Raw genomic sequence first — 22,228 nt, 5'->3', positions numbered from 1 at the left:
CATCGTCCCGCGCCAGCTTTCAAAAAAACGGGAGGCTGGCGTCATGCAGATCACCAACGTCCGTGCGCATCACATCCGCATCCCCTATGACGCCGGCGTGGCGAGCTTCAAGCAGGGCGCCTCGGCGATATCGGCGCTCGAAATCGTTCTTGTCGAGGTCTCGACCGATGCGGGACTGACCGGCTGGGGTGATGCCTTCAGCTATGTGTGCCCGCGATCCAGTGCCACCGCCATCGATGAAATGATTGCGCCGCAGGCGCGGGGTCTCGAGGTTCCTGACGCCATTGACATTCCCGCCTTCATGGATCGTATCCAGCGCAATCTGCATCTGTTCGGCCGCTACGGCATCACGATGTTCGCGATATCCGCCCTCGATATCGCGTTGTGGGATCTTGCGGCCCGCGCGCAGGGCGTCCCGCTTCACCGCCTGTTGGGTACGCGCAAACGGGCGCGGATTCCGGCCTATGCCAGCCTGCTGCGGATCGGAACACCGGATCTCGTCGCCAGCGAATGCGAGACGGCGCTGCGGCGGGGTTACACCGCCATCAAGCTTCATGAGACGACGTCGCCCGCGGTATTCGCCGCGCGGCGCGCGATCGGCGACGGCATCCCGCTGATGGTCGATATGAACTGCCCGATGACGTCGGCGGAAGCGATCGCCTTCGCGCATGAATGCAAGGCGGCCGCGCCGATGTTTCTGGAAGAGCCGGTGTGGCCGCCGGAGGATTTTGCCGCGCTGGCGGAGACCCGCACGAAGGGCGGGCTCGATATCGCCGCCGGCGAGAACGCCTGCACCATCAATCAATTCCGCCAGATGATGGATGCGGGTGCGGTCGGCTACGCGCAGCCCTCGGTCACCAAGGTCGGCGGCATCACCGAATATCTGAAGGTGGTTGATCTGGCCGACGAAAGGGGCGTCAGGCTGGCGCCGCATTCGCCCTATTTCGGCCCGGGCCTTCTGGCGACGCTGCAATTGCTGTCGCTGCGTGACGACAAGACCTTCGTCGAGTTCTTTTACATGAACCGTGCCGCGTGCCTGTGGCGCGGTGCGATCGACGTCGGCGCCGATGGCGCGGTCGCGGTGCCGGAAGGGCCGGGGCTCGGTTACGAGCCGGACCGCGCGGTCATGGAGCGGTATCGTGTGTAGCGGGTGCTTCACCCGGCCGTGCGGCCCTTGTTGTGGCCCTGTACCGCTGTCGAAGGCGGCGTCAGGAACGCATCGAAGCGCTCCTTGACGATGGCGTAACATTCGCATGACGCCTTCTCCAGGCCCGCCCGGTCGAGTACCTGGATGGTGCCGCGGCGATAATGGATGAGACCGGCGGTCTGCATCGACTGTGCGGCAAGCGTTACGGATTTCCGGTTCGCGCCGAGCATATGCGAAAGAAACTCGTGGGTGTAAGGCAGCGCTTCACCGCCGGCGCGGTCGTGCATCATCAACAACCACCTGCACATTCGCTCTTCCGTCGTGTGCATGGAATTGCAGGCAACCGTCTGCTGAACCTGGGAAAGCAGGGTCTCCGAGTAACTAACGAACAGGTCGCGCACGTGTTCGCTATTTTTGAATTCGTGTTGCAATAGCTCGATCGGGCAGCGAACCGTATGACCCGGGAGTTGCACGAGACAGCGGTTGAACGAGACACGGCTATACATGGCTGCAAACAGGCCGAACGCACCTTCGCGTCCGATGTTGGCCGTCTCGATGGCGGCGCCATTCTCCAGAACGGTCAATAGCGACAGAACCGAGCCTTGCGGAAAATAGGCGTGTTTGAGCAGACCGCCGGCATCGCAGACCATCTCTTCGAGCTCGAAATCGATCGGCTCGAGGTGGGAATCTATTCGCCTGCGGCTGTCTGGCTCCAGGGCGCCGAGCAGTTGATTGCTTCGCGGGTCATAATCCATTTGCGCCTGGGGCATCGCTGATGGCCGTGATGATCCGAGGGCTTCGGACCGATTTTAGGCACGGCGATTGGCGGATCAGATTTGCACTAATAAGCGGCTCAAGTCTGAGCAAAACAGCTCAGTGGACATTGCTGGGTTCCCGATAGGGATGGCCCAAGGGAGGCGCCAGGGTACACAGCGCCTCGACCAGCGCCGCAGTCTGGTAAGGCTTTGCGAGAAAGCAGCTGTCCTGCGGAAGTTCGAAGGGCTGTAGCCGCACTTGTCCCGATACGACGAGAATTTTGATTGGCGGCCAGCGGTTGCGCACCGCGTGGGCCAATTGCAATCCGTTCATGCTGCCGGGCATGTCGATATCTGTGAGCAGCAACGCAATGTCTAAGCGGGATTCCAGCAGGGCCATCGCCGCGTCTGCATCAGCAGCTTCAATGACTGCAAAGCCTGCTTCCTCAACAATCTCTGCGACACACATCCGCAGCAGTGTGTCGTCCTCTACGATCAGAACGATGGTCAGTGATTTGCTGGGCAATTCTGCAGCCATATTGACGGGAACTTTCCAAAGCGGGCTACTGGCTGCCGTGTCCCTGATTCGCCTGCTCGGTCAATTCGGCTGCCATCCGCAGACACTGGGCCTTCAATGCCGGGGTGAGCGACATGGATGCGAGTTCAATGAGGTCCGATGCCAGGCGCAGGCACTCTAGGTCGCGCTTTCGGTCGCTGTCGGAATCGGGCATGCGCACCTCCTGGAAGGTGTGAGTGATGGCACACCGCCTTTCGTGCTGTCGGTGGTCCACACCACAGACCATGACCCACGTATTCGTGATGCTGCCGGAGCGGGCGCTCACGCACCGGGCGTTGAAGTGAGCTGTTTTGCTCAGACTGACGAACGCCGGGCTGCCATAATGCTCTGAAAGCACTGGCTGAAATCTGAACTGATCCCTGGCGAAGGCCGTGCTCGGGAGGTCCGCGATTGCATATGCCGTCTGACGCAGTTCAGGAACCATTCAAGTTTCCTGCAGAATCGCCTGATCGGGACGAGCTTCCATACCGACTTCGGCAGCAATCCCTGCTCGGCGAGTTCGGCCGCATCGCCATGCAAACCCGCGACTACCGACAAATCCTGCAGCGGGCCACGGAGCTTTGCGCCGACGGGCTTCAGACACGATTCGCCAAAGTCTTGGAATATGTGCCGGAGGAAGACCACCTGAGGGTGCGCGCCGGCGTCGGCTGGGACTTCGATACCATCGATAGCGTTTCGCTCACCGCCGATCTCGGATCGCCGGCCGGATACGCCTACCAAACCGGGGCCACGGTTATCTCGAATCACCTGGAGGTGGAGACCCGTTTCCGGACACCCCAGCTCCTGAAGGATCACGGCGTCAGGCGCGCGATCAACGTGCTGATCGAAAAGGGCGGGGAGGGCAAAACGTTCTTCGGCGTATTGGAGGTCGATAGCGCCGATCCCGGCCAGTTTGACGAGGCGGATGCCGACTTTCTGGCCGGCTTTGCTGGCCTGCTCGGCGTCGCCATCGAACGTCAGCAGGCGGACGCCAAACTGCAGGAGGCACTTGAGCACCAGGCGCTGCTGACGCGAGAGATGAGCCACCGCGTCAAGAACAGTCTAACTTCCGTGGTCGGATTGCTGCGCGTCCAGGCCCGTACGGCTCTATCCCCGGATGTCAGAAATGCGCTTGAGGATGCAAGCCTGCGCGTCGACACCATCGCCCAGGTGCATGATCATCTATGGCGTAGTTCGCACGTCGGTTTTGTCGAACTCGTAGACTTCATGAACGAGCTTTGCAAAAAGCTGCAAGGTACGACGGATGGCCATACGCTGCACTGCCATGCCGACCCAATGCTGCTTTCGGCTGACCATGCCATTCCATTGGGGCTCCTGATCAACGAACTCGTTACAAACGCGGTGAAATACGCCTACCCCGAAGGCGGTGGCGTTATCGAGGTCAGTGCGCGGGAAATCGACCAACATCTTCATGTCGAGGTTTCCGACCATGGCGTCGGCCTTCCGGACGGCTTCGACATTGATCAGCCGCAAACCAGTCTGGGGTTCAAGGTGATCGTCGGCATGGTGCGGCAACTTCAAGGCCACCTGACGTTCACCTCCGGAAATCCCAAAGGGGCACATTTCCTGCTGGACCTGCCTATCCTTCCCCAAGTCAAAGAATAGATTGCTTCGCCTCTCGCGCTGTTCGATCCAGGCAGAACACGTGAAGATGTCGCAGGAACCAAAGGGCCAGCGGCCTATTGGTCTCCTGACACATCAACCCCGGAGAAATTATGAAAACGCTCACCCTCGCGCTCGCAGCCGGCGCTGCGGCGTTGTTTGCCACTGCTGCCTCGGCGGCTCCGCTTTCCATTGGCCCGGTCGCATCGGACAGCCATATTCAGAACGTACGCATGGTTTGCGACGAAGACGGCCGTTGCTGGCGTGAGCGCGGGGAGCGCCGCGTCATCCTTCGCGAGTCTCGCGACTCGTATGGCTATGCGCCGCGCGAGCGCTATATCGAGCGCCGCGGCTATGAAGAGCGCGGACCCGGTATTGGAATTCATGCGCCCGGCGTGAGCATTGGTGTCGGCGGCGGTCGCTACTGAGCCACGCTACAAATGACCAAGGAAGATCTGCCCGGCCGACTTTGTGCGGTCGGGCATGATCGATCTGATACAGGCAGATGCGGACCAGCCTGCAATGCTGGCGCTGCGGCCAACCGATGAGGTGACGATATGCATATGTCGGGCGAGAGTTTGCTGGTCATCTTGTTTGTCGGTCTCGTGGCCGGCTGGCTCGCGGGCCAAATCGTGCAGGGGACTGGTTTTGGGATCGTCGGCGATCTCCTTATCGGGATTGTGGGCGCCTTTATCGGAAGTTGGCTGTTGCCGCAGCTCGGCATTCATCTCGGCACCGGAATCATCAGCGCAATCATCAATGCGACCATCGGCGCGATATTGCTACTCGTCGTCGTGCGGTTGGTTCGTGGTGGCGGCCGATGGCGAAGGAGCTGGTGGCGCCCATAATGACAATTGCGCCGCCTGGATTGTATCGTCAGCGCCGCAGCGCCGGCACGACCAGGAACGGGATCAATCCCAGCACCACGTTGACCAGCGCGAACACGAACAGCGCGTTGTAGCTGTGGGTCCAGTCATGGATCAGGCCGCCGGCCCATGAGCCCAGCCCTGATCCGAGACCGCTGCCGATCGAAATCGTGCCGAAGATGGTGCCGACCCGCTTGCCGCGGAAAATGTTCAGCGCGGTCGCGGTGATCAGCGGCCCGCGCGAACCGATCATGCTGCCGAAGGAGATGATGAAGCCGGTCAGCAGCCAGTAGTTCGGATAATATTGCAGCAGCCAGAGCAGGATGATTCCGACAATCGAAATGCCGTAGCTGAACAGCACCGACGGCCTGCGGCCGATGATGCCGTCGAGCGTCGAGATCCCGAGCATGCCGAACAGCAGCACCACGCCGGAAAATCCCCAGGCGGTGGCCGCCTCCAGGGGCGGGAAGCCGGCGTCGATCAGATACGCCACGATCTGCGCCGTGATGGCGTACATCGCCACCGCGGTGAAAAAGAAGGTCGAGAACAGCGCCCAGAAGACGTGGTGGAGCATCGCGCTCTTCAGCGTCCAGCCATCATCGACAAAGCCGTCGTCGGTCTTCTTGACCACATGCGGCGAGCCGGTCGCGAACAGCCGCCACGGCATCAGCAGCAGCGGCAGCAACAGACACAGCACCACGATGCCGAACCAGTGATAGGCGTCGCGCCAGCCGATGCGGTCGATCAGCAGTTGCGAGGCCGGCAGCAGCACCAGGATGCCTGCACCGGTCGCCGAATAGAGGATCGCCATCGCGGTCGGCAATCGCGGGCCGAACCAGCGGCCGAGCAGGATCGAATTCGGCACCACGCCGATCAGCGCGATTCCGATGCCGACGCACAATCCGGTGGAGAGCTGGAATTGCCACAGCGCCTGCGCGCGGGAGGCGACCAGGAACGAGCCGCCGAGCAGCAACAATCCGAGCGCATAGACGAGGCGCGGCCCGGAGCGGTCGAACAGCCGGCCGACGAACGGCGCCATGAGCCCGCCCGCGAGCCAGGTCAGCGAATAGACCGAAACCACTTCGGCGCGGTCCCAGGCGAAACTCTCCGCGATCGGTTTCAGGAAAACCGTAAAACTCTCGCCGAGGCCGCGGCCGACCACCGACAGCGCAAAACACAGCGCCAGCACATTGAGAGCCGTGCGCGCCGGTTTTGGCGGCGTTGCAAGCGCGTCTCCTCCTGGCGTCTTCTGATCCATGGAAAGCATGGGAGCGCGCTTCCGCAATCCCACGCAAGCGTCAAAACCGAATACGCCTATGCAGGCTTGAGCAGGACGTGCTTCTTCTTGCCCATCGAGAGCTTGATGACGCCTTCCTGCGTGAGATTATCAGCGTTCAGGACCATCTTCTCGTCGGTCACGGCAGCATCATTGACGCGAAGGCCGCCGCCCTTGATCTGGCGGCGCGCTTCGCCGTTCGATGCGACGAGGCCGGCCTTGACGAATGCCGCGAGCACGCCGATGCCGGCGTCGAGTTCGTTACGCGGAATTTCGACCGTGGGCAGGCTTTCCGAGACCGCGCCTTCCTCAAACGTCTGCCGCGCGGTTTCGGCTGACGTGTTGGCGGCATCGCGGCCGTGCAGCAGCGCGGTCGCTTCGGTCGCCAGCACCTTCTTGGCCTCGTTGATCTCGCCGCCTTGCAATGCCGCCAGCTTGTTGATCTCGCTCATCGGCAGGATCGTGAACAGTTTCAGGAATTTGACGACGTCGGCGTCCTCGACGTTGCGCCAGTATTGCCAGAAGTCGTACGGCGAGAACTGGTCGGCGTTGAGCCAGACCGCGCCTTGCGCCGTCTTGCCCATCTTGGCGCCCGAGGCTGTGGTGAGCAGCGGCGTGGTCAGCGCGAACAACTGCTCCGTGCCCATGCGGCGGCCGAGATCGACGCCGTTGACGATGTTGCCCCATTGGTCGGAGCCGCCCATCTGCAGCCGGCAGCCGGTGCGGCGCGCAAGCTCGACGAAGTCATAGGCCTGGCAGACCATGTAGTTGAACTCGATGAAGCTCATCTCCTGCTCGCGTTCGAGCCGCAGGCGCACCGAGTCCATCGTCAGCATGCGGTTGACCGAGAAATGCCGGCCGATGTCGCGCAGCATTTCGATCCAGTTCAGCTTGGTCAGCCATTCGGCGTTGTCGAGCATGATGGCGTCGCTGGCGCCGTTGCCGTAGCGCAGCACTTTGGCGAACACGCCGCGGATCGAGGCCTTGTTGGCCTCGATTTCCGCGATCGAGCGGATCGCGCGCGACTCGTCCTTGCCGGAGGGATCGCCGACCATGGTGGTGCCGCCGCCCATCAGGGTGATCGGCTTGTTGCCGCTCTGCTGCAGCCAGTGCAGCATCATCATGGTCAGGTAATTGCCGATGTGCAGCGACGGCGCGGTACAATCGTAGCCGACATAGGCGGTCGCCTGGCCTTTCGCGGCGAGCGCGTCGAGGCCGTCGAAATCGGAACATTGGTGGATAAAGCCGCGTTCCTGTAAAATGTTCAGGAAATCTGATTTAAATGCGGTCATTGGTCTGCGACTCTGATCATTCTATTTTCACGGTAATTGTAACGAGTTGCGGAACCATAGCGGATTGGGCTGCCGCAAGCGCGTGCGGTGTGGCATTATAAGATGTCCGTGTTTGGCACAAGCTGGTCGTCGTCGGCGGGACGATTCGAGCAGGGCGTGGCGAAGGCACGATTACAATGATGTTGACGGCAATAGGTTTGATGAGCGGCACCTCGCTCGACGGGGTCGATGTCGCCATGATCGAAACCGATGGCCGGAAAGTCCGGGCTTTTGGGCCATCCGGATATCGTCCCTACAGCGAAATGGAGCGCCGCCTGCTGCGCCAGGCGCTGTACGAGGCCGTCAACCTGCCGCAGCGCGATGCGCGGCCTGGCGTCCTGCGGGACGCTGAACAGGCCGTCACTTTGGCCCATGCCGAGGCGGTAGCCGCCTTTACCGCGCAACACGGCATCTCCGCCCAGGACATCGACATCGTCGGCTTTCACGGTCAGACGGTGCTGCACCGGCCCGAGCGCAAATTGACGGTGCAGATCGGCGATGCCGCCGCCCTTGCCAAGGCGATCCACATCCCCGTCATGCATGATTTCCGCGCCGCCGACGTCGCCGCCGGCGGGCAGGGCGCGCCGTTCGTGCCGGTCTATCACCGCGCGCTGGCCCAATCGCTGGAACGGGAGGGGCCGATCGTCGTGGTTAACATCGGCGGGGTCTCCAACATCACCTATATCGACGGGACCGATACGCTGATCGCCTGCGACACCGGGCCCGGCAACGCGCTGCTCGACGACCACATGTACCGCGTCCTGAACCAGCGCTTCGACACCGCAGGCCAGACCGCCGCGCAAGGCAAGGTCAATGACGCCTGGATTGCCCGCGCGCTGGGGCTACCGTTCTTTGCCAAGCCGCCGCCCAAATCGCTCGACCGCAACGATTTTGCCGCGCTGAAGGTTGACGGGATGTCGCCCGCGGACGGCGCCGCGACCCTGACCGCGTTCACGGCCGCGTCGATCGCCCGGATCGTGCCGTTGCTGCCGAAGGTGCCGAAGAGCTGGATCGTGGCCGGCGGCGGCGCCCGCAACCTGACCATGCTGCGGATGCTGCGCGATCGGTTGGCGCCGGCCACCGTCGAAGCCGCGGATGGGCTCGGCTGGGCCTCGGATGCGATCGAGGCGCAGGCGTTTGGCTTCCTGGCGGCGCGAGGGCTCAAGGGCCTGCCGCTGAGCTATCCCGCCACCACGGGGGTGCCGATCCCGATGACCGGGGGGCTCATGGCCAGGCCGTAACGGCCGGGATCAAGGTCTGTTGATGCAATTGCATCGACCTTGACGACTTCATGCAGATGCATCTAGTTTGATGCAGATGCATGAAGCGAGCCGTTTGGCCTCGCCCTTGGAGGTCGTCATGACGGCAAAACTCACTTTGATCAGCCACAAGCTTTGTCCCTATGTGCAGCGCGCCGTGATCGCGCTGAACGAGAAGGGCGTGCCGTTCGAGCGTGTCGATATCGACCTCGCCAACAAGCCGGACTGGTTCTTAAAACTTTCGCCGCCCGGCAAGGTGCCGGTGCTGATCGTGCGCGGCGATGCGGGCGAGGTGGCGCTGTTCGAGAGCAACGTGATCTGCGAGTACATCGAGGAAACGCAAGCGGGTGCAAAACTGCACCCGCAGGATGCCTTGCGGCGGGCGCAGCACCGGGCCTGGATGGAATTCGGGTCGACGATCCTGAGCGAGCTGTGGGGACTGGAGACAACAGGCGATGCCGCGGTGTTTGAAGCCAAACGCGTCGCGGTAGCCGCGAAGTTCGCGCGCGTCGAGGAGGCGCTGGGGTCGGGTCCATTCTTCGCCGGCGAAAAATTCAGCCTCGTGGATGCGGTGTTCGCGCCGATCTTCCGCTATTTCGACGTGTTCGACGAGTTGATCGACCTTTCGATCTTCGCACAGACGCCGAAGGTGCGCGCATGGCGGACGGAGCTGGCAATACGGGACAGTGTCCGCAACGCCGTCGGCACCGACTATCCGCAATTGCTGCACGCGTTTCTGGTTCGCCATAACGCGCACATGCTGAAACTGGCGGCGTAGCCATGTCGCCGCAGATCGCCTGGGTCGCGCTGGTTACCGCCGGGCTACTCGATGTCGGCTGGGCGATCTCGATGAAATACGCCGACGGCTACACGAAGCTCGGCTGGAGCATCGCCTCGCTGGCGCTGTTGGCGGCGTTCGTGTTCCTGCTCGGCCGCGCGCTGCAGGTGCTGGAGATCGGTGTCGCCTATACGGTGTGGACCGGCATCGGCGCGGTCGGGACCTTGACGATGGGGGTGTTGCTGTTCGGCGAAGCGCTCAACCCGGTGAAGATCGCCGGCATCGTGCTGGTCATGGCCGGGATCGTGGCGTTGAAGCTGGCATGAATGCGTAGGGTGGGTGGAGCCAGCGGGTCGCGCGAACGCGCCCGATGACAGGCTCCGTGATGCCCACTACGAATCGAAACAAACGTGTCTGGGATAAACTGGATGGTGGGCTACGGCTTCGCCTAACCCACCTTACAACCTACAGATCCGCGGCCATCTTCGCGAGCGTCGCGATCGATCTCTTCGTCGTTGCGGCCTAAGCGGTCACCGGAACCGCCCGCGTTAACGGACGTTGGCGAGCCGCATGTCGAGATAGCCGGTCACCGTCTCCATCAGCGGCTGCAATTTGCCGTCGAAGAAATGGTTGGCGCCGGGAATGATCTGCTGGTCGATCACGATGCCCTTTTGCGTCTTGAGCTTCTCGACCAGCGTGTTGACGTCCTTCGGCGGCACCACCGCGTCCTTTTCGCCATGCACGATCAGGCCCGACGACGGGCAGGGCGCAAGGAACGAGAAGTCATAAAGGTTGGCGGGCGGCGCGATCGAGATAAAACCTTCGACCTCGGGCCGGCGCATCAGTAGCTGCATGCCGATCCAGGCGCCGAACGAAAAGCCGGCAACCCAGCAGGCGCGCGCTTCGGGATTGATGGTCTGCGCCCAGTCGAGCGCGGACGCCGCATCCGACAATTCGCCGGTGCCGTGGTCGAACGATCCCTGGCTGCGGCCGACGCCGCGGAAATTGAAGCGCAGCACGGAAAAGCCGCGATGCGCGAACGCGTAGTAGCACTGGTAGACGATCTGGTGATTCATCGTGCCGTGAAACTGCGGATGCGGGTGCAGGATCATCGCGATCGGCGCGTTCTTCTGCTTCGCCGGATGGTAGCGGCCTTCGAGGCGGCCCGCGGGACCGGTGAAAATAACTTCGGGCATGGATGATCCTTGGAAGTGCTTCTTGGCGACGGAATTGATCCGCGGAGAAACGGCAATCAGGCGTCGCTTGGGAGATGCGCGCGCGGCGCCCCGTGAACTGTCGGCCGCGTTCTAGCATGAGGCGAGGGGCAAAAAGCAAGGTTTTTATGCGCTCGAGGCCGGGCCAAGGCGAATCCGGCGCCCGGGATAAGTAGTTGATGGATTTTAAGGATTTCTTTTCGTCGAGGGTCGGCTTGGTGCCGGCATGGCAAGGTTGCCGCTCAACTTGAAGCGGTGATGCGTTCAAGCGAGGCGATGGCGTTGCGGTAGCGCCGGCTGCCCACGGCGGTCTGACCGGTGTCGAAGGTAAGCTCGAAATCTCCCGATGGTTTCAACGCCACGGCGGTCACCCGGTCGAGATTGGCCAGCCGGGTGCGGTGGACCCGTGCCAGTTTGTATAGCGCAAGCTGGGCCTCGGCCGCCGCCAGCGTTCCGCGGACCAGATGGCTGCGACCATCGGCGAGGCTGTACTCGACATAGTTCCCGGCCGAACTGATCCAGATAATCTCCCGGGGTTCGATGCGGATGCGGGTGGTGCCGTCGCGCAGCCAGACCATATGCGGCAGCGCTTCCGCGGCCGTGGCGGGGGCCGCCGTCGCGACCGCCGCGACTTCGCGGCGGCTGTCGATCAGCCACATGCCGCCACCGATCAACAGGCAGGTGACCGCGTCCTTGCGCGCCTCATAGAGCAGGATCGCGAGCGAAAGGTGGAAATCATAGCTGCCGCCGAGCAGCCACATCACCAGTTTGCGCAATGCCACCATCCCGGTGATGTGCACGGCGGAGAAGACGATGATGGCCGCGATCACCAGCGCGATACGGACCAGCCCGCGCGGTTCCCGGCGGATTCGCCTGACCGCGGCGAACAGGGCCGGCGCCAACAGGATGATGACGGCAATGCTGGTCATCTCCCAGAGCAGCGGCGTCTTGAGGTTATACGAGCCGCCGCGCCGGGCGATGTCGTCCGCGGTCGACAGCGCGTTGACGCTGCCGATCACGAGCGCGACGGCTGCGACCGCGGCGTAGACCAGCCAGTCGGCGCCGGTTATCCCGCGAAACAAGCCGCTGGTCCCACGCGGGGTCGTCTCGTCCCAAGCCGGCTGGTTTTGATCCCAAACCGGCTCGACGCCACGGCCATCAGGCGCATTTTTGACGTCGGTCATCCAACTTCGTCGTGCATTGAGGGATCAAGCCATGTGGCAGCAAACCATATCACAACCACCGGATTCCGCTCCCGGCTCCGAGCGGCGCATCGATCTTGACTGGGTGCGGATCGCAGCCTTCGGCCTCCTGATCTTCTACCATGTCGGCATGCTCTACGTTTCCTGGGGCTTCCACATCAAGAGCGCGCATCGGATCGCTGCGCTGGAACCGGTGATGCTGGTGCTCAATCCATGGCGGCTGGCGCTGCTGTTCCTGGTTTCGGGCGTGGCGACCCGCTTCATGCTGGGCAAGTACAAATTGGGGCCGCTGCTGCGGTCGCGGTCAGCGCGGCTATTGATACCCCTGGTGTTCGGCATGCTGGTGATCGTGCCACCGCAGGCCTATGACCAGATCGTCGAGGCGCTTGGCTATCCGGCCGGCTTTGTCGATTTCTACCAGCGGCATTACCTCGCTTTCGGGCCGCAATTCTGCCCAAACCCCTGCATCGTGCTCCCGACTTGGAACCATCTCTGGTTCGTGGCCTATCTGTGGGTTTACACGGTGGCGCTGGGAGGCGTGCTGTGGCTGGCTCCCGGACTTCTCGGATGGATCGAGCGGCGGCTTGCATCCGCGCTATCGGGCGTGCTGCTGCTGGTCGTGCCGCCGCTGCTGCTTGCGGCCTATCGCCTGGTCCTGCTGCCACATTTTCCATCGACGCACGCGCTGTTCGGCGACTGGTACAATCACGCGCTGTTCGCGACCGTCTTCCTGTTCGGCTTTGTGCTGGCCCGCGCTACGGCCATCTGGGAGGCGATGGAGCGTCTGCGCTGGCTGGCGCTGTCGCTGGCGGCCGGGTTCTTTCTGACTTTTCTCGCGGTGTGGGCGACCAGGTACGGCGGCACGCCGCTGAAAATCCTGGCCGGCTTGGCCTATGGATCCTATCAATGGCTTTGCATGGTCGCGCTGCTCGGCTTCGCGCGGCGATGGCTGACCGCGGATTCGGCGGTGCGGCGCTATCTCACCGATGCGATCTTCCCGTATTACATCGTGCACCAGACCGCGATCATCATGATTGCGCATGCGTTGCGCGGACAGGGTCTGCCAGCCTGGCTTGAAGCGGGGATCGTGATTCTTGGCACAATCGCCGCCTGCGTGGCGACCTATGAGATCGTTCGGCGCATCACTATCTTGAGGCCCTTGTTCGGATTGCGGATGGCATCCGAACCGGCCATGCCGGTGCGGGCGAGCAGCCAGCCCGCGCAATGATTGGCCGCCTCGCGAAAGATGTTAAGACGGCGCATGCCCGACCGGATCTATCTCGACTGGAATGCGACCACGCCGCTTCGCCCGGAAGCCAAGGCGGCGATGGCGGCCGCCTGGGAGCTCGCCGGCAACCCGTCCTCGGTCCACGCCGAGGGCCGCCAGGCGCGCCGGCTGGTTGAGGAAGCCCGCGCCGCGGTCGCCGCGGCGGTCGGCGCCCGGCCGCAGGACGTGGTCTTTTCATCAGGTGGAACCGAGGCCAACGCGCTGGCGCTGACGCCGCTCCTGCGGCGGGGCGCGGGGCAGCCGGTTCAGCGGCTCCTGGTGTCGGCCATCGAGCACGCCTCCGTGCTGTCGGGCGGACGGTTTTCAGCCGACGCGATCAAGACCATCAAGGTCACGGCGTCGGGCCTTGTTGACCTCGACCATCTGCGCGAGCTGCTGAACGGTCCTCCCGCGCTGGTGTCGGTGATGCTGGCCAATAACGAGACCGGTGCCATTCAGCCCGTGGCGGAGGTGGCCCGGATCGTCCATGAGGCCGGCGGGCTGCTGCATGTCGATGCGATCCAGGCGCTTGGCAAAATCGCCTTTGATATCAAATCGATCGAAGCCGATCTGATCACGCTTTCTGCGCACAAGATCGGCGGCCCCAAGGGTGTCGGAGCGGTTGTTTTGACCGGGGACGTGCAGGGGCTGGAGCCGCTGCTGCGCGGCGGCGGACAGGAGCTGGGCCGCCGGGCGGGTACCGAGAACGTCGCGGGGATTTCAGCGTTTGGCGCGGCTGCCAAAGCCGCCATGGCAGCTCTGGAAGTGGACGCCGGCCGTCTGGTGGGCCTCAAGAGCAGCCTTGAGGATGGTTTGAAGCAGACGCTCGGGATGATTGTGTTTTCGGAAGCTGCGCCGCGGTTACCCAATACCACACTGTTCACCGTTCCCGGCCTAAAGGCCGAAACGGCCGTAATTGGCTTCGATCTGGCCGGTATTGCGGTATCGTCGGGTTCGGCCTGCTCCTCCGGCAAGGTCCAGCCATCGCACGTCCTGGACGCCATGGGCCAGGGCCGGGAACTGGCCCAGGGAGCTGTGCGGCTCAGTCTGGGGTGGTCTACATCACAGACAGAGATTGAATTAGCCCTCAAGGCTTGGCGAAAGCTCTCCAATACCTTACTTAAGAGCGACGAAACACAGGTTGAACGGTTCTAAGCAATCGGTTCTGAACCAATCAGGATCGATCAGGCTCTAGAACCGCCGGATTGATCCACCGCGGTCCTTGAAACCGCGAGCGGAGGATGGAATGGCTGCCGTACAGGAGACGGTCGATCGCGTCAGGCAGATCGACGTCGACCAATATCGATATGGATTTGAGACGCTGATCGAGTCCGACAAGGCTCCCAAGGGGCTGTCGGAAGACACCGTCCGGTTTATCTCTGCAAAAAAGAATGAACCGGCCTGGATGCTGGAATGGCGTCTGGAGGCCTATCGCCGCTGGCTGACCATGACCGAGCCGCAATGGGCCCGCGTCAACTATCCCAAGATCGACTATCAGGATCTCTATTACTATTCGGCGCCGAAGCCGAAGAAGACGATCGGTTCGCTCGACGAGATCGATCCCGACATCCTGAAGACCTACGAGAAGCTTGGCATTCCCTTGCGCGAAGTCGAGGTGCTCGAAGGCGTCGTGCGCCCAGAAGGTCAGCGCAAGATCGCGGTCGACGCTGTCTTCGATTCGGTTTCGGTCGCGACCACGTTCCAGAAGGAGCTGAAGCAGGCCGGCGTGATCTTCATGCCGATCTCGGAAGCGATCCGCGAACACCCTGAACTGGTGAAGAAATATCTCGGCACGGTCGTGCCGACCTCGGACAATTATTTCGCGACGCTGAATTCGGCTGTCTTCTCCGACGGCTCGTTCGTCTATGTGCCGCCGGGCGTGCGCTGCCCGATGGAGTTGTCGACTTACTTCCGCATCAACGAGCGCAACACCGGCCAGTTCGAGCGCACGCTGATCATCGCCGACAAGGGCTCTTACGTCAGCTATCTCGAAGGCTGCACCGCGCCGCAGCGCGACGAGAACCAGTTGCACGCCGCGGTCGTCGAACTCGTCACGCACGACGATGCCGAGATCAAATATTCGACGGTGCAGAACTGGTACCCCGGCAACTCCGAGGGCAAGGGCGGCATCTACAATTTCGTCACCAAGCGTGGCGACTGCCGCGGCAACAATTCGAAGATCTCCTGGACCCAGGTCGAGACCGGTTCGGCGATCACCTGGAAATACCCGAGCTGCATCCTGCGCGGCGACAACTCGCGCGGCGAGTTCTATTCGATCGCGATCTCGAACGGTCACCAGCAGGTCGATTCCGGCACCAAGATGATTCACCTCGGCAAGAACACGACGAGCCGGATCATCTCGAAGGGCATTGCCGCCGGCGTCTCGCAAAACACCTATCGCGGCCTCGTCACCGCTCACAGGAAAGCAACAGGCGCGCGCAACTTCACCGCCTGCGATTCGCTCCTGATCGGCGATAAATGCGGCGCCCACACCGTGCCGTATGTCGAAGCCAAGAACTCCTCGGCGTTGTTCGAGCACGAGGCCACCACGTCGAAGATTTCCGAAGACGTGCTGTTCTACTGCGTGCAGCGCGGCCTCAGCCAGGAAGAAGCCGTCGGTCTCGTGGTCAACGGTTTTGTGAAGGATGTGCTGCAGCAACTGCCGATGGAATTTGCGGTGGAAGCGCAGAAGCTGATTTCGATCAGCCTCGAAGGTTCGGTTGGATAGGCCCTCATCCTGAGGAGGCCGCCTGAGCGGCCGTCTCGAAGGATGAGCGGAAAGATTGTCGGCTACGTCCTTCGAGACGCGCCTTCGGCGCTCCTCAGGACGAGGGAAAACGGAAGATTGTGATGTCACTACTAGAAGTCAAAGACCTGAAAGTCCGTGTCGAGGAGCGTGAGATCCTCCATGGGCTGTCGCTCACGGTAAATCCGGGCGAGGTGCACGCGATCATGGGGCCGAACGGCTCCGGCAAATCGACGCTGTCGCACGTCATCGCCGGCAAGCCGGGCTACGAAGTCACCGGCGGCGAAATCCTGTTTAGGGGCGAAGACCTCCTGGAGATGTCGCCGGATGAGCGCGCCGCCAAGGGCGTGTTCCTGGCGTTCCAGTATCCGGTGGAAATTCCCGGCGTCGCCACCATGAACTTCCTGCACGTGGCGCTGAACGCGCAGCGCAAGGCGCGCGGCGAGAGCCAGCTGACGACGCCGGAATTCTTGAAGAAGGCCTATGCAGCGGCGGCCAGCCTGAACATTCCGCGCGACATGCTCAAGCGCGGCGTCAATGTCGGGTTTTCCGGCGGCGAGAAGAAGCGCAACGAGATCCTGCAGATGGCGCTGTTCGAGCCGGCCGTCTGCATCCTCGACGAAATGGATTCCGGCCTCGACATCGACGCGCTGCGCGTCGCAGCCGACGGCGTCAACGCGCTGCGTTCGCAGGGCAGGGCCATGGTCGTCATCACCCACTACCAGCGGCTGCTCAACTACATCGTGCCGGATTTCGTGCACGTGATGTCCAAGGGCCGCGTCGTCAAAAGCGGCGGCAAGGAACTGGCGCTGGAGCTCGAGGCTTCCGGCTACGCCCAGTTCGAAGACGCAGCCTGAGGCGGGATACGGATTTTGTGATGAATGTGGCTTTGGTAAAAAACGAGACCGGGAGCGCGCTGAGCGACAGCTTTGCGATCGCGCGCGACCGGCTTCCCGGCGCCGACAAGGTCGCCGCGGCGCGCGAGGCGGCTTTCGCTGCCTATGCGCAAGCGGGCCTGCCGCATCGCCGGATCGAGGACTGGAAATACACCGATCTGCGCGCGCTGATGCGCGAGGTGCTGCCGCTGGCGCCCGCGCCGGATGCGGCGGAATTTTCGCGCGCGGCCAGCGCCGCCAAGCTGCACGCGATCGAAGGCGTCCGCCGGCTGGTGCTGGTCGACGGCGTGTTCGCGCCAAAGCTTTCTGAACTTGGCGGTCTCGAGAAGGGTCTTGGCATCCGCACTCTGCGGGAGGTGCTGGAAACCGGCGACGCCGCGCTGCAGACGCTGTTGTTCACGCCCGACAATGCCAATCCCATGGTGGCGCTGAACAGCGCGATGATGACCGACGGCGTGGTGATCGATGTCGCCGACGGCGTCGTGCTGACGCAGCCGCTGCAGATCGTCCATATCGCCAGCGGCACTGTGCCGGCGGCGATGTTCACGCGCTCGCTGCTGCGCCTCGGCAAGGATGCCGGTGCGACCCTGGTCGAAAGCTATATCGCGACCGAGGGCGCCAAGGCCTATCAGGTGCATGATTCCCTGATCATCTCGATCGGCAACAATTCACGCCTCGACCATGTCCGCCTCAACGAAGATGGTCGCGACGCCTTCAATATTTCCTCTGGTGTGGTGAGCCTCGGCGCACACGCGCATTTCAACACCTTTGGCATGATGTCGGGCGCCGGCGTCAGCCGCTACCAGGCGACCATCGTGTTTGCCGGCGAGGGCTCCAGGGTGGAGACCAACGGCGTCAATCTGCTCAACGGCAAGCAGCACGCCGACACCACGCTGTTCATGGACCACGCGGTGCCGCATTGCGACAGCCGCGAGATATTCCGCGCCGTCGTCGACGACCGCGCCCATTCGGTGTTCCAGGGCCGCATCATCGTGCGTCCGCATGCCCAGAAGACTGACGCCAAGATGATGACGCGGGCGCTGCTGCTGTCCGACGACGCCGAGGCCGACAACAAGCCGGAGCTCGAGATCTTTGCCGACGACGTCACCTGCGGCCATGGCGCCACCACCGGCGCGCTCGACGAGAGCTTGCTGTTTTACCTGCGCGCACGCGGCCTGTCCGAGAAGGAAGCGCAGGCGCTGCTGATCCAGGCCTTCGTCGGCGAGGCGATTGAATCGATTGTGAATGACGGCCTGCGCGAGCTTGCGATTGCAGCGGCGCAGCGCTGGCTGGAGGCGAGGGGTTGACCATGCATCCGGCGGTGAAAAACGGCGCCTATGACGTGGCGCGGGTGCGGGAGGATTTTCCGGCACTGGCGATGAAAGTCTATGGCAAGCCGCTGGTCTATCTCGACAACGCCGCCTCCGCCCAGAAGCCCACCGCCGTGCTCGATCGCATGACGGAAGCCTACAAGAGCGAATACGCCAACGTGCATCGCGGGCTGCATTACCTCGCCAACGCCGCCACCGAAGCCTATGAAGGCGGCCGCGCCAAGGTCGCAAAATTCCTCAACGCCGCGCGTACCGAAGAGATCATTTTCACCCGCAACGCCACCGAAGCGATCAACCTCGTGGCGTCGTCCTGGGGTGAGCCGAACATCAAGGCCGGCGACGAGATCATCATCTCGATCATGGAGCACCATTCCAACATCGTGCCCTGGCATTTCCTTCGGGAGCGCCACGGCGCGGTCATCAAATGGGCGCCGGTCGACGACGAAGGCAATTTCCTGATCGAGGAATTCGAAAAGCTGCTGACCGACCGCACCAGGCTGGTCGCGGTCACGCAGATGTCGAATGCGCTCGGCACCATCGTGCCGGTCAAGGACGTGGTGAAGCTGGCGCATGCCCGCGGCATCCCGGTGCTGATCGACGGCAGCCAGGCTGCGGTCCACATGACGATCGACGTGCAGGACATCGACGCCGACTTCTACGTCTTCACCGGTCACAAGCTGTACGGCCCGACCGGCATCGGCGTGCTCTACGCCAAGCATGAGCATCTGGTCGCGATGCGCCCCTTCAACGGCGGCGGCGAGATGATCCGCGAAGTCGCCCGGGACTGGGTCACCTATGGCGATCCTCCGCATAAATTCGAGGCCGGCACGCCCGCGATCGTGGAATCGATAGGGCTCGGCGCTGCGATCGATTACGTCAATTCGATCGGCAAGGAGCGCATCGCCGCCCACGAGCACGACCTCGTGACCTACGCCCAGGATCGGCTGCGCGAAATCAATTCGCTGCGGCTGATCGGCACCGCGCGCGGCAAGGGACCGGTGATCTCGTTCGAGATGAAGGGCGCACACGCCCACGATATCGCCACCGTGATCGACCGCCAGGGCATTGCGGTGCGCGCCGGCACCCATTGCGTGATGCCGCTTTTAGAGCGGTTCAACGTCACAGCCACCTGCCGGGCGTCGTTTGGGATGTATAATACCCGTGAAGAAGTCGACCATCTGGTGCAGGCGCTGATCAAGGCGCAGGATTTGTTTTCATGACCGACACAGCCGAAGTCAAAACCGCCAACGAAGTCAAAGCCAATATGGAAACCCAGTCGGCGCTGCCGCCGGAGGAGACCGAGCGTCTCGGCGGCGAGATCGTGGCGGCGCTGAAAACGGTGTTCGACCCGGAAATTCCGGCCGACATCTACGAACTCGGCCTGATCTACAAGGTCGATTTCAAGGACGACCGCAGCGTCGATGTGATGATGACGCTGACCACGCCGAACTGCCCGGCGGCGGGCGAACTGCCGACCATGGTGGAGAACGCCGTCGCCAGCGTTCCCGGCGTCGGCGTCGTCAATGTCAATCTGGTGTGGGAGCCGGCCTGGACGCCGGATCGCATGTCCGACGAGGCCCGCCTCGTGTTGAATATGTGGTGATGCGCGTTAACGGTTTTACGGGAAAATAACCGGCATTGATTTGCCGCTGGGATTGACCACATGAATGACATGACGCCCACAGCACCAACACCCACCGCCAAGCCGAAGCCGCGGCCGCGCCCGCAGGTCATGAAATTGACCGAAGCGGCGGCAGAGCGCATCACGGAACTGACCAAGCGCGCCGATTCCGAAATCGTCGGCCTGCGCGTCGGCATCAAGAACGGCGGCTGCGCCGGGCAGTCCTACACCGTCGAATACGCCCACGAAGTCCGTCCCACCGACGAGGTGGTCGAGGACCGCGGCGTCAAGATCCTGGTCGATCCCAAGGCCGTGCTGTTCCTGCTCGGCACCGAGATGGACTACAAGGCCGACAAGATGCAGGCCCAGTTCATCTTCAACAACCCGAACCAGGTTTCTGCCTGCGGTTGCGGCGAGTCGGTTCAACTGACCGCCGCGAAGGCCGACCACTAGTTATCGAACGCTGACCTAACCACAGCGTCGTCCCGGCCTTGAGCTCAGATGCGCAATTGCGCATCGGGGGACCCATAGCCACCGGCGGCAGTTGGTTTGCGCGCTAGTCGTTATCTTCCTTTTCCAACAATGCGGGCTGCGGCGTATGGGTCCCGGCTCAAGGCCGGGACGACGGTGGAAGATGGATCGCGATTTCCTGATCGACCTGTTTGCCGATTTCGGTCCGGTGACGATCCGTCGGATGTTTTCCGGCTTCGGCATTTCCGCTGACGGCACCAACTTCGCACTCGCGCTGCGCGCCGGCCTGTATTTCAGGGCGGATGAAACGACGATTCCGCAGTTCGAGGCGGAAGGATCGCAGCCGTTTTCGTATCAGACCCGTACGAAGACGGTGACCGTGAATTCGTATTGGCAATTGCCGGCGCGGCTGTTCGACGATTCGGAGGAGCTGAGCGATTGGGCGAGGGCGGCGCTGGCCGCCGCGCAGCGCGCCGCATTGCGCAAGCGTCCGAAGGTGCGCAAGGCGGCGAAGAAAGTTGCGAAGAGAGCTGTGGTGAAAAAGCCGCCGGCCAAGAAGAAACCGGCAACTCGTAGGGTGGGCAAAGCAAAGCGTGCCCACCAATCCCGATAAGGAACGGACGTTGGTGGGCACGGCGTAAGAACGCCTTTGCCCACCCTACGGCCTCGCCATAAAGGGCTGAATCTCAGGCCACCTGGCTGCGCTGGTCGGCGGCGTATTCGGGGTCGGCTTCGCAGATCACGCGGTTGCGGCCGTTGCGTTTGGCGGCGTAGAGGCAGGCATCGGCGCGTTCGATCAGCGAATCCGTGTCGTCGCCCGGCTTCAGCATGGAAACGCCGACCGAGATGGTGACGCGGCCGAGGATTTCACCGGTGGATTTCTTCTTCAATTCCTTGGCCATCACGGCGCGGCGGATGTGATCGGCAACGGTGAGCGCCTGGCGCAGCGCGGTGTTGGGCAGCACAACCGCGAATTCCTCGCCGCCATAACGCGCGGTGATGTCCTGTCCCTTGATGGTCTGTTTCAAGGACATGCCGACGAGACGCAGCACCTGATCGCCGGTGAGGTGGCCGTAGGAATCGTTGAACGATTTGAAATGATCGATGTCGAACATCAATAGCGACAAGGGTTCGCCGTTGGCCAGCGCCGCCTGTACCGCCATCTCGATCGAGCGGTCGAAATATTTGCGATTGCCAAGGCCAGTGAGCGGATCGGTCAGGCTCTCGGCGCGGATGGCTTCCAGGCTGTGCTGGAGATTGCTGATCTCGCTCTTCGACAGCGACAGCCGGTTCTCCAGCGCCTTGTTGGTGTCGCGCATCTCGCGGGTGGATTTCACCAGCTGGTCCACGACCGCCTTGATCTGGTCGCGGTTCTGCGCGGTCGACAGTTTCTGGCTGGCGCCGCTCAGGCTGGCGTCGTAGCTCGCCGACATGTCCAGCGCCTCGGTGATCAGCGTCATCACGTCGTCGATCTCGCCGATCACGCGCGCGCCGACCTTGTCGATGCGGTCGGAGGTTTTGATGTGGGAAAGGTAGGTCTCGTAGATCTGTTCGAGGTCGGCTTCGCTGAGCTTGCCGTTGCGCGCCAGCGTCTCGTTGATGATCTTGTTGAGGGGCGCGTTGTAACCGGTGGCGTAGACGTACCAGATTTCATAATTGCGGGGCACGGCCGTCTGCCGAAGCGACTTGATCTGGCCCATCGCGACCTCGGCGAAGGCCAGCGTGCGTTCGTGTTCGTCCAGCAGTTTCACCACTGATCCGTCCCTAATAGCGAGCAACGTTTCGCGCCGCCCAGCAGGCAATGACTAAAATTATCGCCGTGAAGTTAAGGGAGGAGAATGAACGCCCGGTAAACAGGGCTGTACCCTGTTCACCGCGTGGACGGCGTT

The 22,228-nt window shown here is 62.5% G+C and carries 24 protein-coding genes; 16 read left to right on the top strand and 8 right to left on the bottom strand.

Translation table 11 applies throughout. The features are described from left to right. Positions 1-43 precede the first annotated feature (43 nt). Entirely contained in the window at positions 44-1,147 is a 1,104-nt protein-coding gene (locus tag JQ575_RS00655) for a mandelate racemase/muconate lactonizing enzyme family protein (RefSeq protein WP_212031344.1), read from the top strand. Positions 1,148-1,155: 8 nt separating this feature from the next. Here the strand turns inward: JQ575_RS00655 and JQ575_RS00650 are convergent, their stop codons facing one another. The 3 genes from JQ575_RS00650 to JQ575_RS00640 all read right to left on the bottom strand — a co-directional run bounded on the left by JQ575_RS00650 (position 1,156) and on the right by JQ575_RS00640 (position 2,633). Beyond that, positions 1,156-1,917 carry a Crp/Fnr family transcriptional regulator gene (locus JQ575_RS00650; protein ID WP_212031343.1) on the bottom strand — a complete coding sequence of 254 codons (762 nt, stop codon included), beginning with the start codon at positions 1,915-1,917 and terminating at the stop codon, positions 1,156-1,158. 103 nt (positions 1,918-2,020) lie between these two features. Further along, on the bottom strand, positions 2,021-2,440 hold the full coding sequence (locus tag JQ575_RS00645) for a response regulator (RefSeq protein ID WP_212031342.1): 420 nt from the start codon (positions 2,438-2,440) through the stop codon (positions 2,021-2,023). Between the two features lie 25 nt (positions 2,441-2,465). Next, a complete protein-coding gene (locus JQ575_RS00640; RefSeq protein WP_212031341.1) occupies positions 2,466-2,633 on the bottom strand; it encodes a hypothetical protein in 168 nt (55 codons plus the stop codon). A 242-nt stretch (positions 2,634-2,875) separates the two neighbouring features. Between JQ575_RS00640 and JQ575_RS00635 the strand changes: the two genes are divergently transcribed. The 3 genes from JQ575_RS00635 (at position 2,876) to JQ575_RS00625 (ending at position 4,929) form a co-directional block, all read left to right on the top strand. Next, entirely contained in the window at positions 2,876-4,084 is a 1,209-nt protein-coding gene (locus JQ575_RS00635; RefSeq protein ID WP_212031587.1) for a sensor histidine kinase, read from the top strand. Between the two features lie 110 nt (positions 4,085-4,194). After that, the gene (locus JQ575_RS00630) at positions 4,195-4,509 is read left to right on the top strand and encodes a hypothetical protein (protein WP_192739493.1); all 315 of its coding nucleotides are present in this window, start codon (positions 4,195-4,197) and stop codon (positions 4,507-4,509) included. 129 nt (positions 4,510-4,638) lie between these two features. Further along, positions 4,639-4,929 carry a GlsB/YeaQ/YmgE family stress response membrane protein gene (locus JQ575_RS00625; RefSeq protein WP_211994952.1) on the top strand — a complete coding sequence of 97 codons (291 nt, stop codon included), beginning with the start codon at positions 4,639-4,641 and terminating at the stop codon, positions 4,927-4,929. A gap of 28 nt (positions 4,930-4,957) precedes the next feature. Here the strand turns inward: JQ575_RS00625 and JQ575_RS00620 are convergent, their stop codons facing one another. Continuing rightward, entirely contained in the window at positions 4,958-6,205 is a 1,248-nt protein-coding gene (locus JQ575_RS00620) for an MFS transporter (RefSeq protein ID WP_249166368.1), read from the bottom strand. Positions 6,206-6,261: 56 nt separating this feature from the next. Next, positions 6,262-7,515 (bottom strand): tyrosine--tRNA ligase, encoded by a 1,254-nt coding sequence (gene tyrS, locus JQ575_RS00615; RefSeq protein WP_212031339.1) that lies wholly within the window; start codon positions 7,513-7,515, stop codon positions 6,262-6,264. Between the two features lie 176 nt (positions 7,516-7,691). Here tyrS and JQ575_RS00610 point away from each other — a divergent pair, with 176 nt between their 5' ends. The 3 genes from JQ575_RS00610 to JQ575_RS00600 all read left to right on the top strand — a co-directional run bounded on the left by JQ575_RS00610 (position 7,692) and on the right by JQ575_RS00600 (position 9,917). Next, positions 7,692-8,795, top strand: a complete 1,104-nt coding sequence (locus JQ575_RS00610; protein ID WP_212031338.1) for an anhydro-N-acetylmuramic acid kinase — start codon at positions 7,692-7,694, stop codon at positions 8,793-8,795. 118 nt (positions 8,796-8,913) lie between these two features. Continuing rightward, positions 8,914-9,591, top strand: a complete 678-nt coding sequence (locus JQ575_RS00605) for a glutathione S-transferase family protein (RefSeq protein ID WP_212031337.1) — start codon at positions 8,914-8,916, stop codon at positions 9,589-9,591. A gap of 2 nt (positions 9,592-9,593) precedes the next feature. Further along, a complete protein-coding gene (locus JQ575_RS00600; protein ID WP_212031336.1) occupies positions 9,594-9,917 on the top strand; it encodes a multidrug efflux SMR transporter in 324 nt (107 codons plus the stop codon). A gap of 222 nt (positions 9,918-10,139) precedes the next feature. Here the strand turns inward: JQ575_RS00600 and JQ575_RS00595 are convergent, their stop codons facing one another. After that, positions 10,140-10,787, bottom strand: coding sequence for an alpha/beta hydrolase (locus JQ575_RS00595; protein ID WP_074829094.1), 648 nt, complete (start codon positions 10,785-10,787; stop codon positions 10,140-10,142). Between the two features lie 260 nt (positions 10,788-11,047). Then, entirely contained in the window at positions 11,048-11,989 is a 942-nt protein-coding gene (locus JQ575_RS00590; RefSeq protein WP_212031335.1) for a LytTR family DNA-binding domain-containing protein, read from the bottom strand. Between the two features lie 31 nt (positions 11,990-12,020). Here JQ575_RS00590 and JQ575_RS00585 point away from each other — a divergent pair, with 31 nt between their 5' ends. The 9 genes from JQ575_RS00585 (at position 12,021) to JQ575_RS00545 (ending at position 20,952) form a co-directional block, all read left to right on the top strand. Further along, positions 12,021-13,235: an acyltransferase family protein gene (locus JQ575_RS00585; RefSeq protein WP_212031334.1), complete on the top strand. Its 1,215-nt coding sequence runs from the start codon at positions 12,021-12,023 to the stop codon at positions 13,233-13,235. Between the two features lie 33 nt (positions 13,236-13,268). Then, positions 13,269-14,429, top strand: a complete 1,161-nt coding sequence (locus tag JQ575_RS00580) for a cysteine desulfurase family protein (protein WP_212031333.1) — start codon at positions 13,269-13,271, stop codon at positions 14,427-14,429. 91 nt (positions 14,430-14,520) lie between these two features. After that, positions 14,521-16,002, top strand: a complete 1,482-nt coding sequence (gene sufB, locus JQ575_RS00575) for a Fe-S cluster assembly protein SufB (RefSeq protein WP_211994964.1) — start codon at positions 14,521-14,523, stop codon at positions 16,000-16,002. 122 nt (positions 16,003-16,124) lie between these two features. Further along, complete coding sequence (gene sufC, locus JQ575_RS00570) at positions 16,125-16,877, top strand: Fe-S cluster assembly ATPase SufC (protein WP_212031332.1); 753 nt, start codon at positions 16,125-16,127, stop codon at positions 16,875-16,877. Positions 16,878-16,897: 20 nt separating this feature from the next. Beyond that, entirely contained in the window at positions 16,898-18,223 is a 1,326-nt protein-coding gene (gene sufD, locus JQ575_RS00565) for a Fe-S cluster assembly protein SufD (RefSeq protein ID WP_212031331.1), read from the top strand. Then, complete coding sequence (locus JQ575_RS00560) at positions 18,220-19,467, top strand: cysteine desulfurase (RefSeq protein WP_212031330.1); 1,248 nt, start codon at positions 18,220-18,222, stop codon at positions 19,465-19,467. Before sufD ends, JQ575_RS00560 begins: the two co-directional genes overlap by 4 nt. Further along, on the top strand, positions 19,464-19,850 hold the full coding sequence (locus JQ575_RS00555; protein WP_192739476.1) for an SUF system Fe-S cluster assembly protein: 387 nt from the start codon (positions 19,464-19,466) through the stop codon (positions 19,848-19,850). Before JQ575_RS00560 ends, JQ575_RS00555 begins: the two co-directional genes overlap by 4 nt. Positions 19,851-19,910: 60 nt before the next feature. Next, positions 19,911-20,321, top strand: coding sequence for an iron-sulfur cluster assembly accessory protein (locus tag JQ575_RS00550; protein WP_212031329.1), 411 nt, complete (start codon positions 19,911-19,913; stop codon positions 20,319-20,321). A 181-nt stretch (positions 20,322-20,502) separates the two neighbouring features. Continuing rightward, positions 20,503-20,952 (top strand): TfoX/Sxy family protein, encoded by a 450-nt coding sequence (locus JQ575_RS00545; protein WP_212031328.1) that lies wholly within the window; start codon positions 20,503-20,505, stop codon positions 20,950-20,952. Positions 20,953-21,025: 73 nt separating this feature from the next. Here JQ575_RS00545 and JQ575_RS00540 read toward each other — a convergent pair whose 3' ends face one another. Then, entirely contained in the window at positions 21,026-22,093 is a 1,068-nt protein-coding gene (locus JQ575_RS00540; protein ID WP_212031327.1) for a GGDEF domain-containing protein, read from the bottom strand. Positions 22,094-22,228 lie beyond the last annotated feature (135 nt).

The organism is Bradyrhizobium sp. JYMT SZCCT0428, from assembly GCF_018131075.1.
Classification (GTDB): Bacteria; Pseudomonadota; Alphaproteobacteria; order Rhizobiales; family Xanthobacteraceae; genus Bradyrhizobium.
Note: the sequence above shows the minus strand (reverse complement) of the source record. Positions and strands in the feature narration are given on the sequence as shown.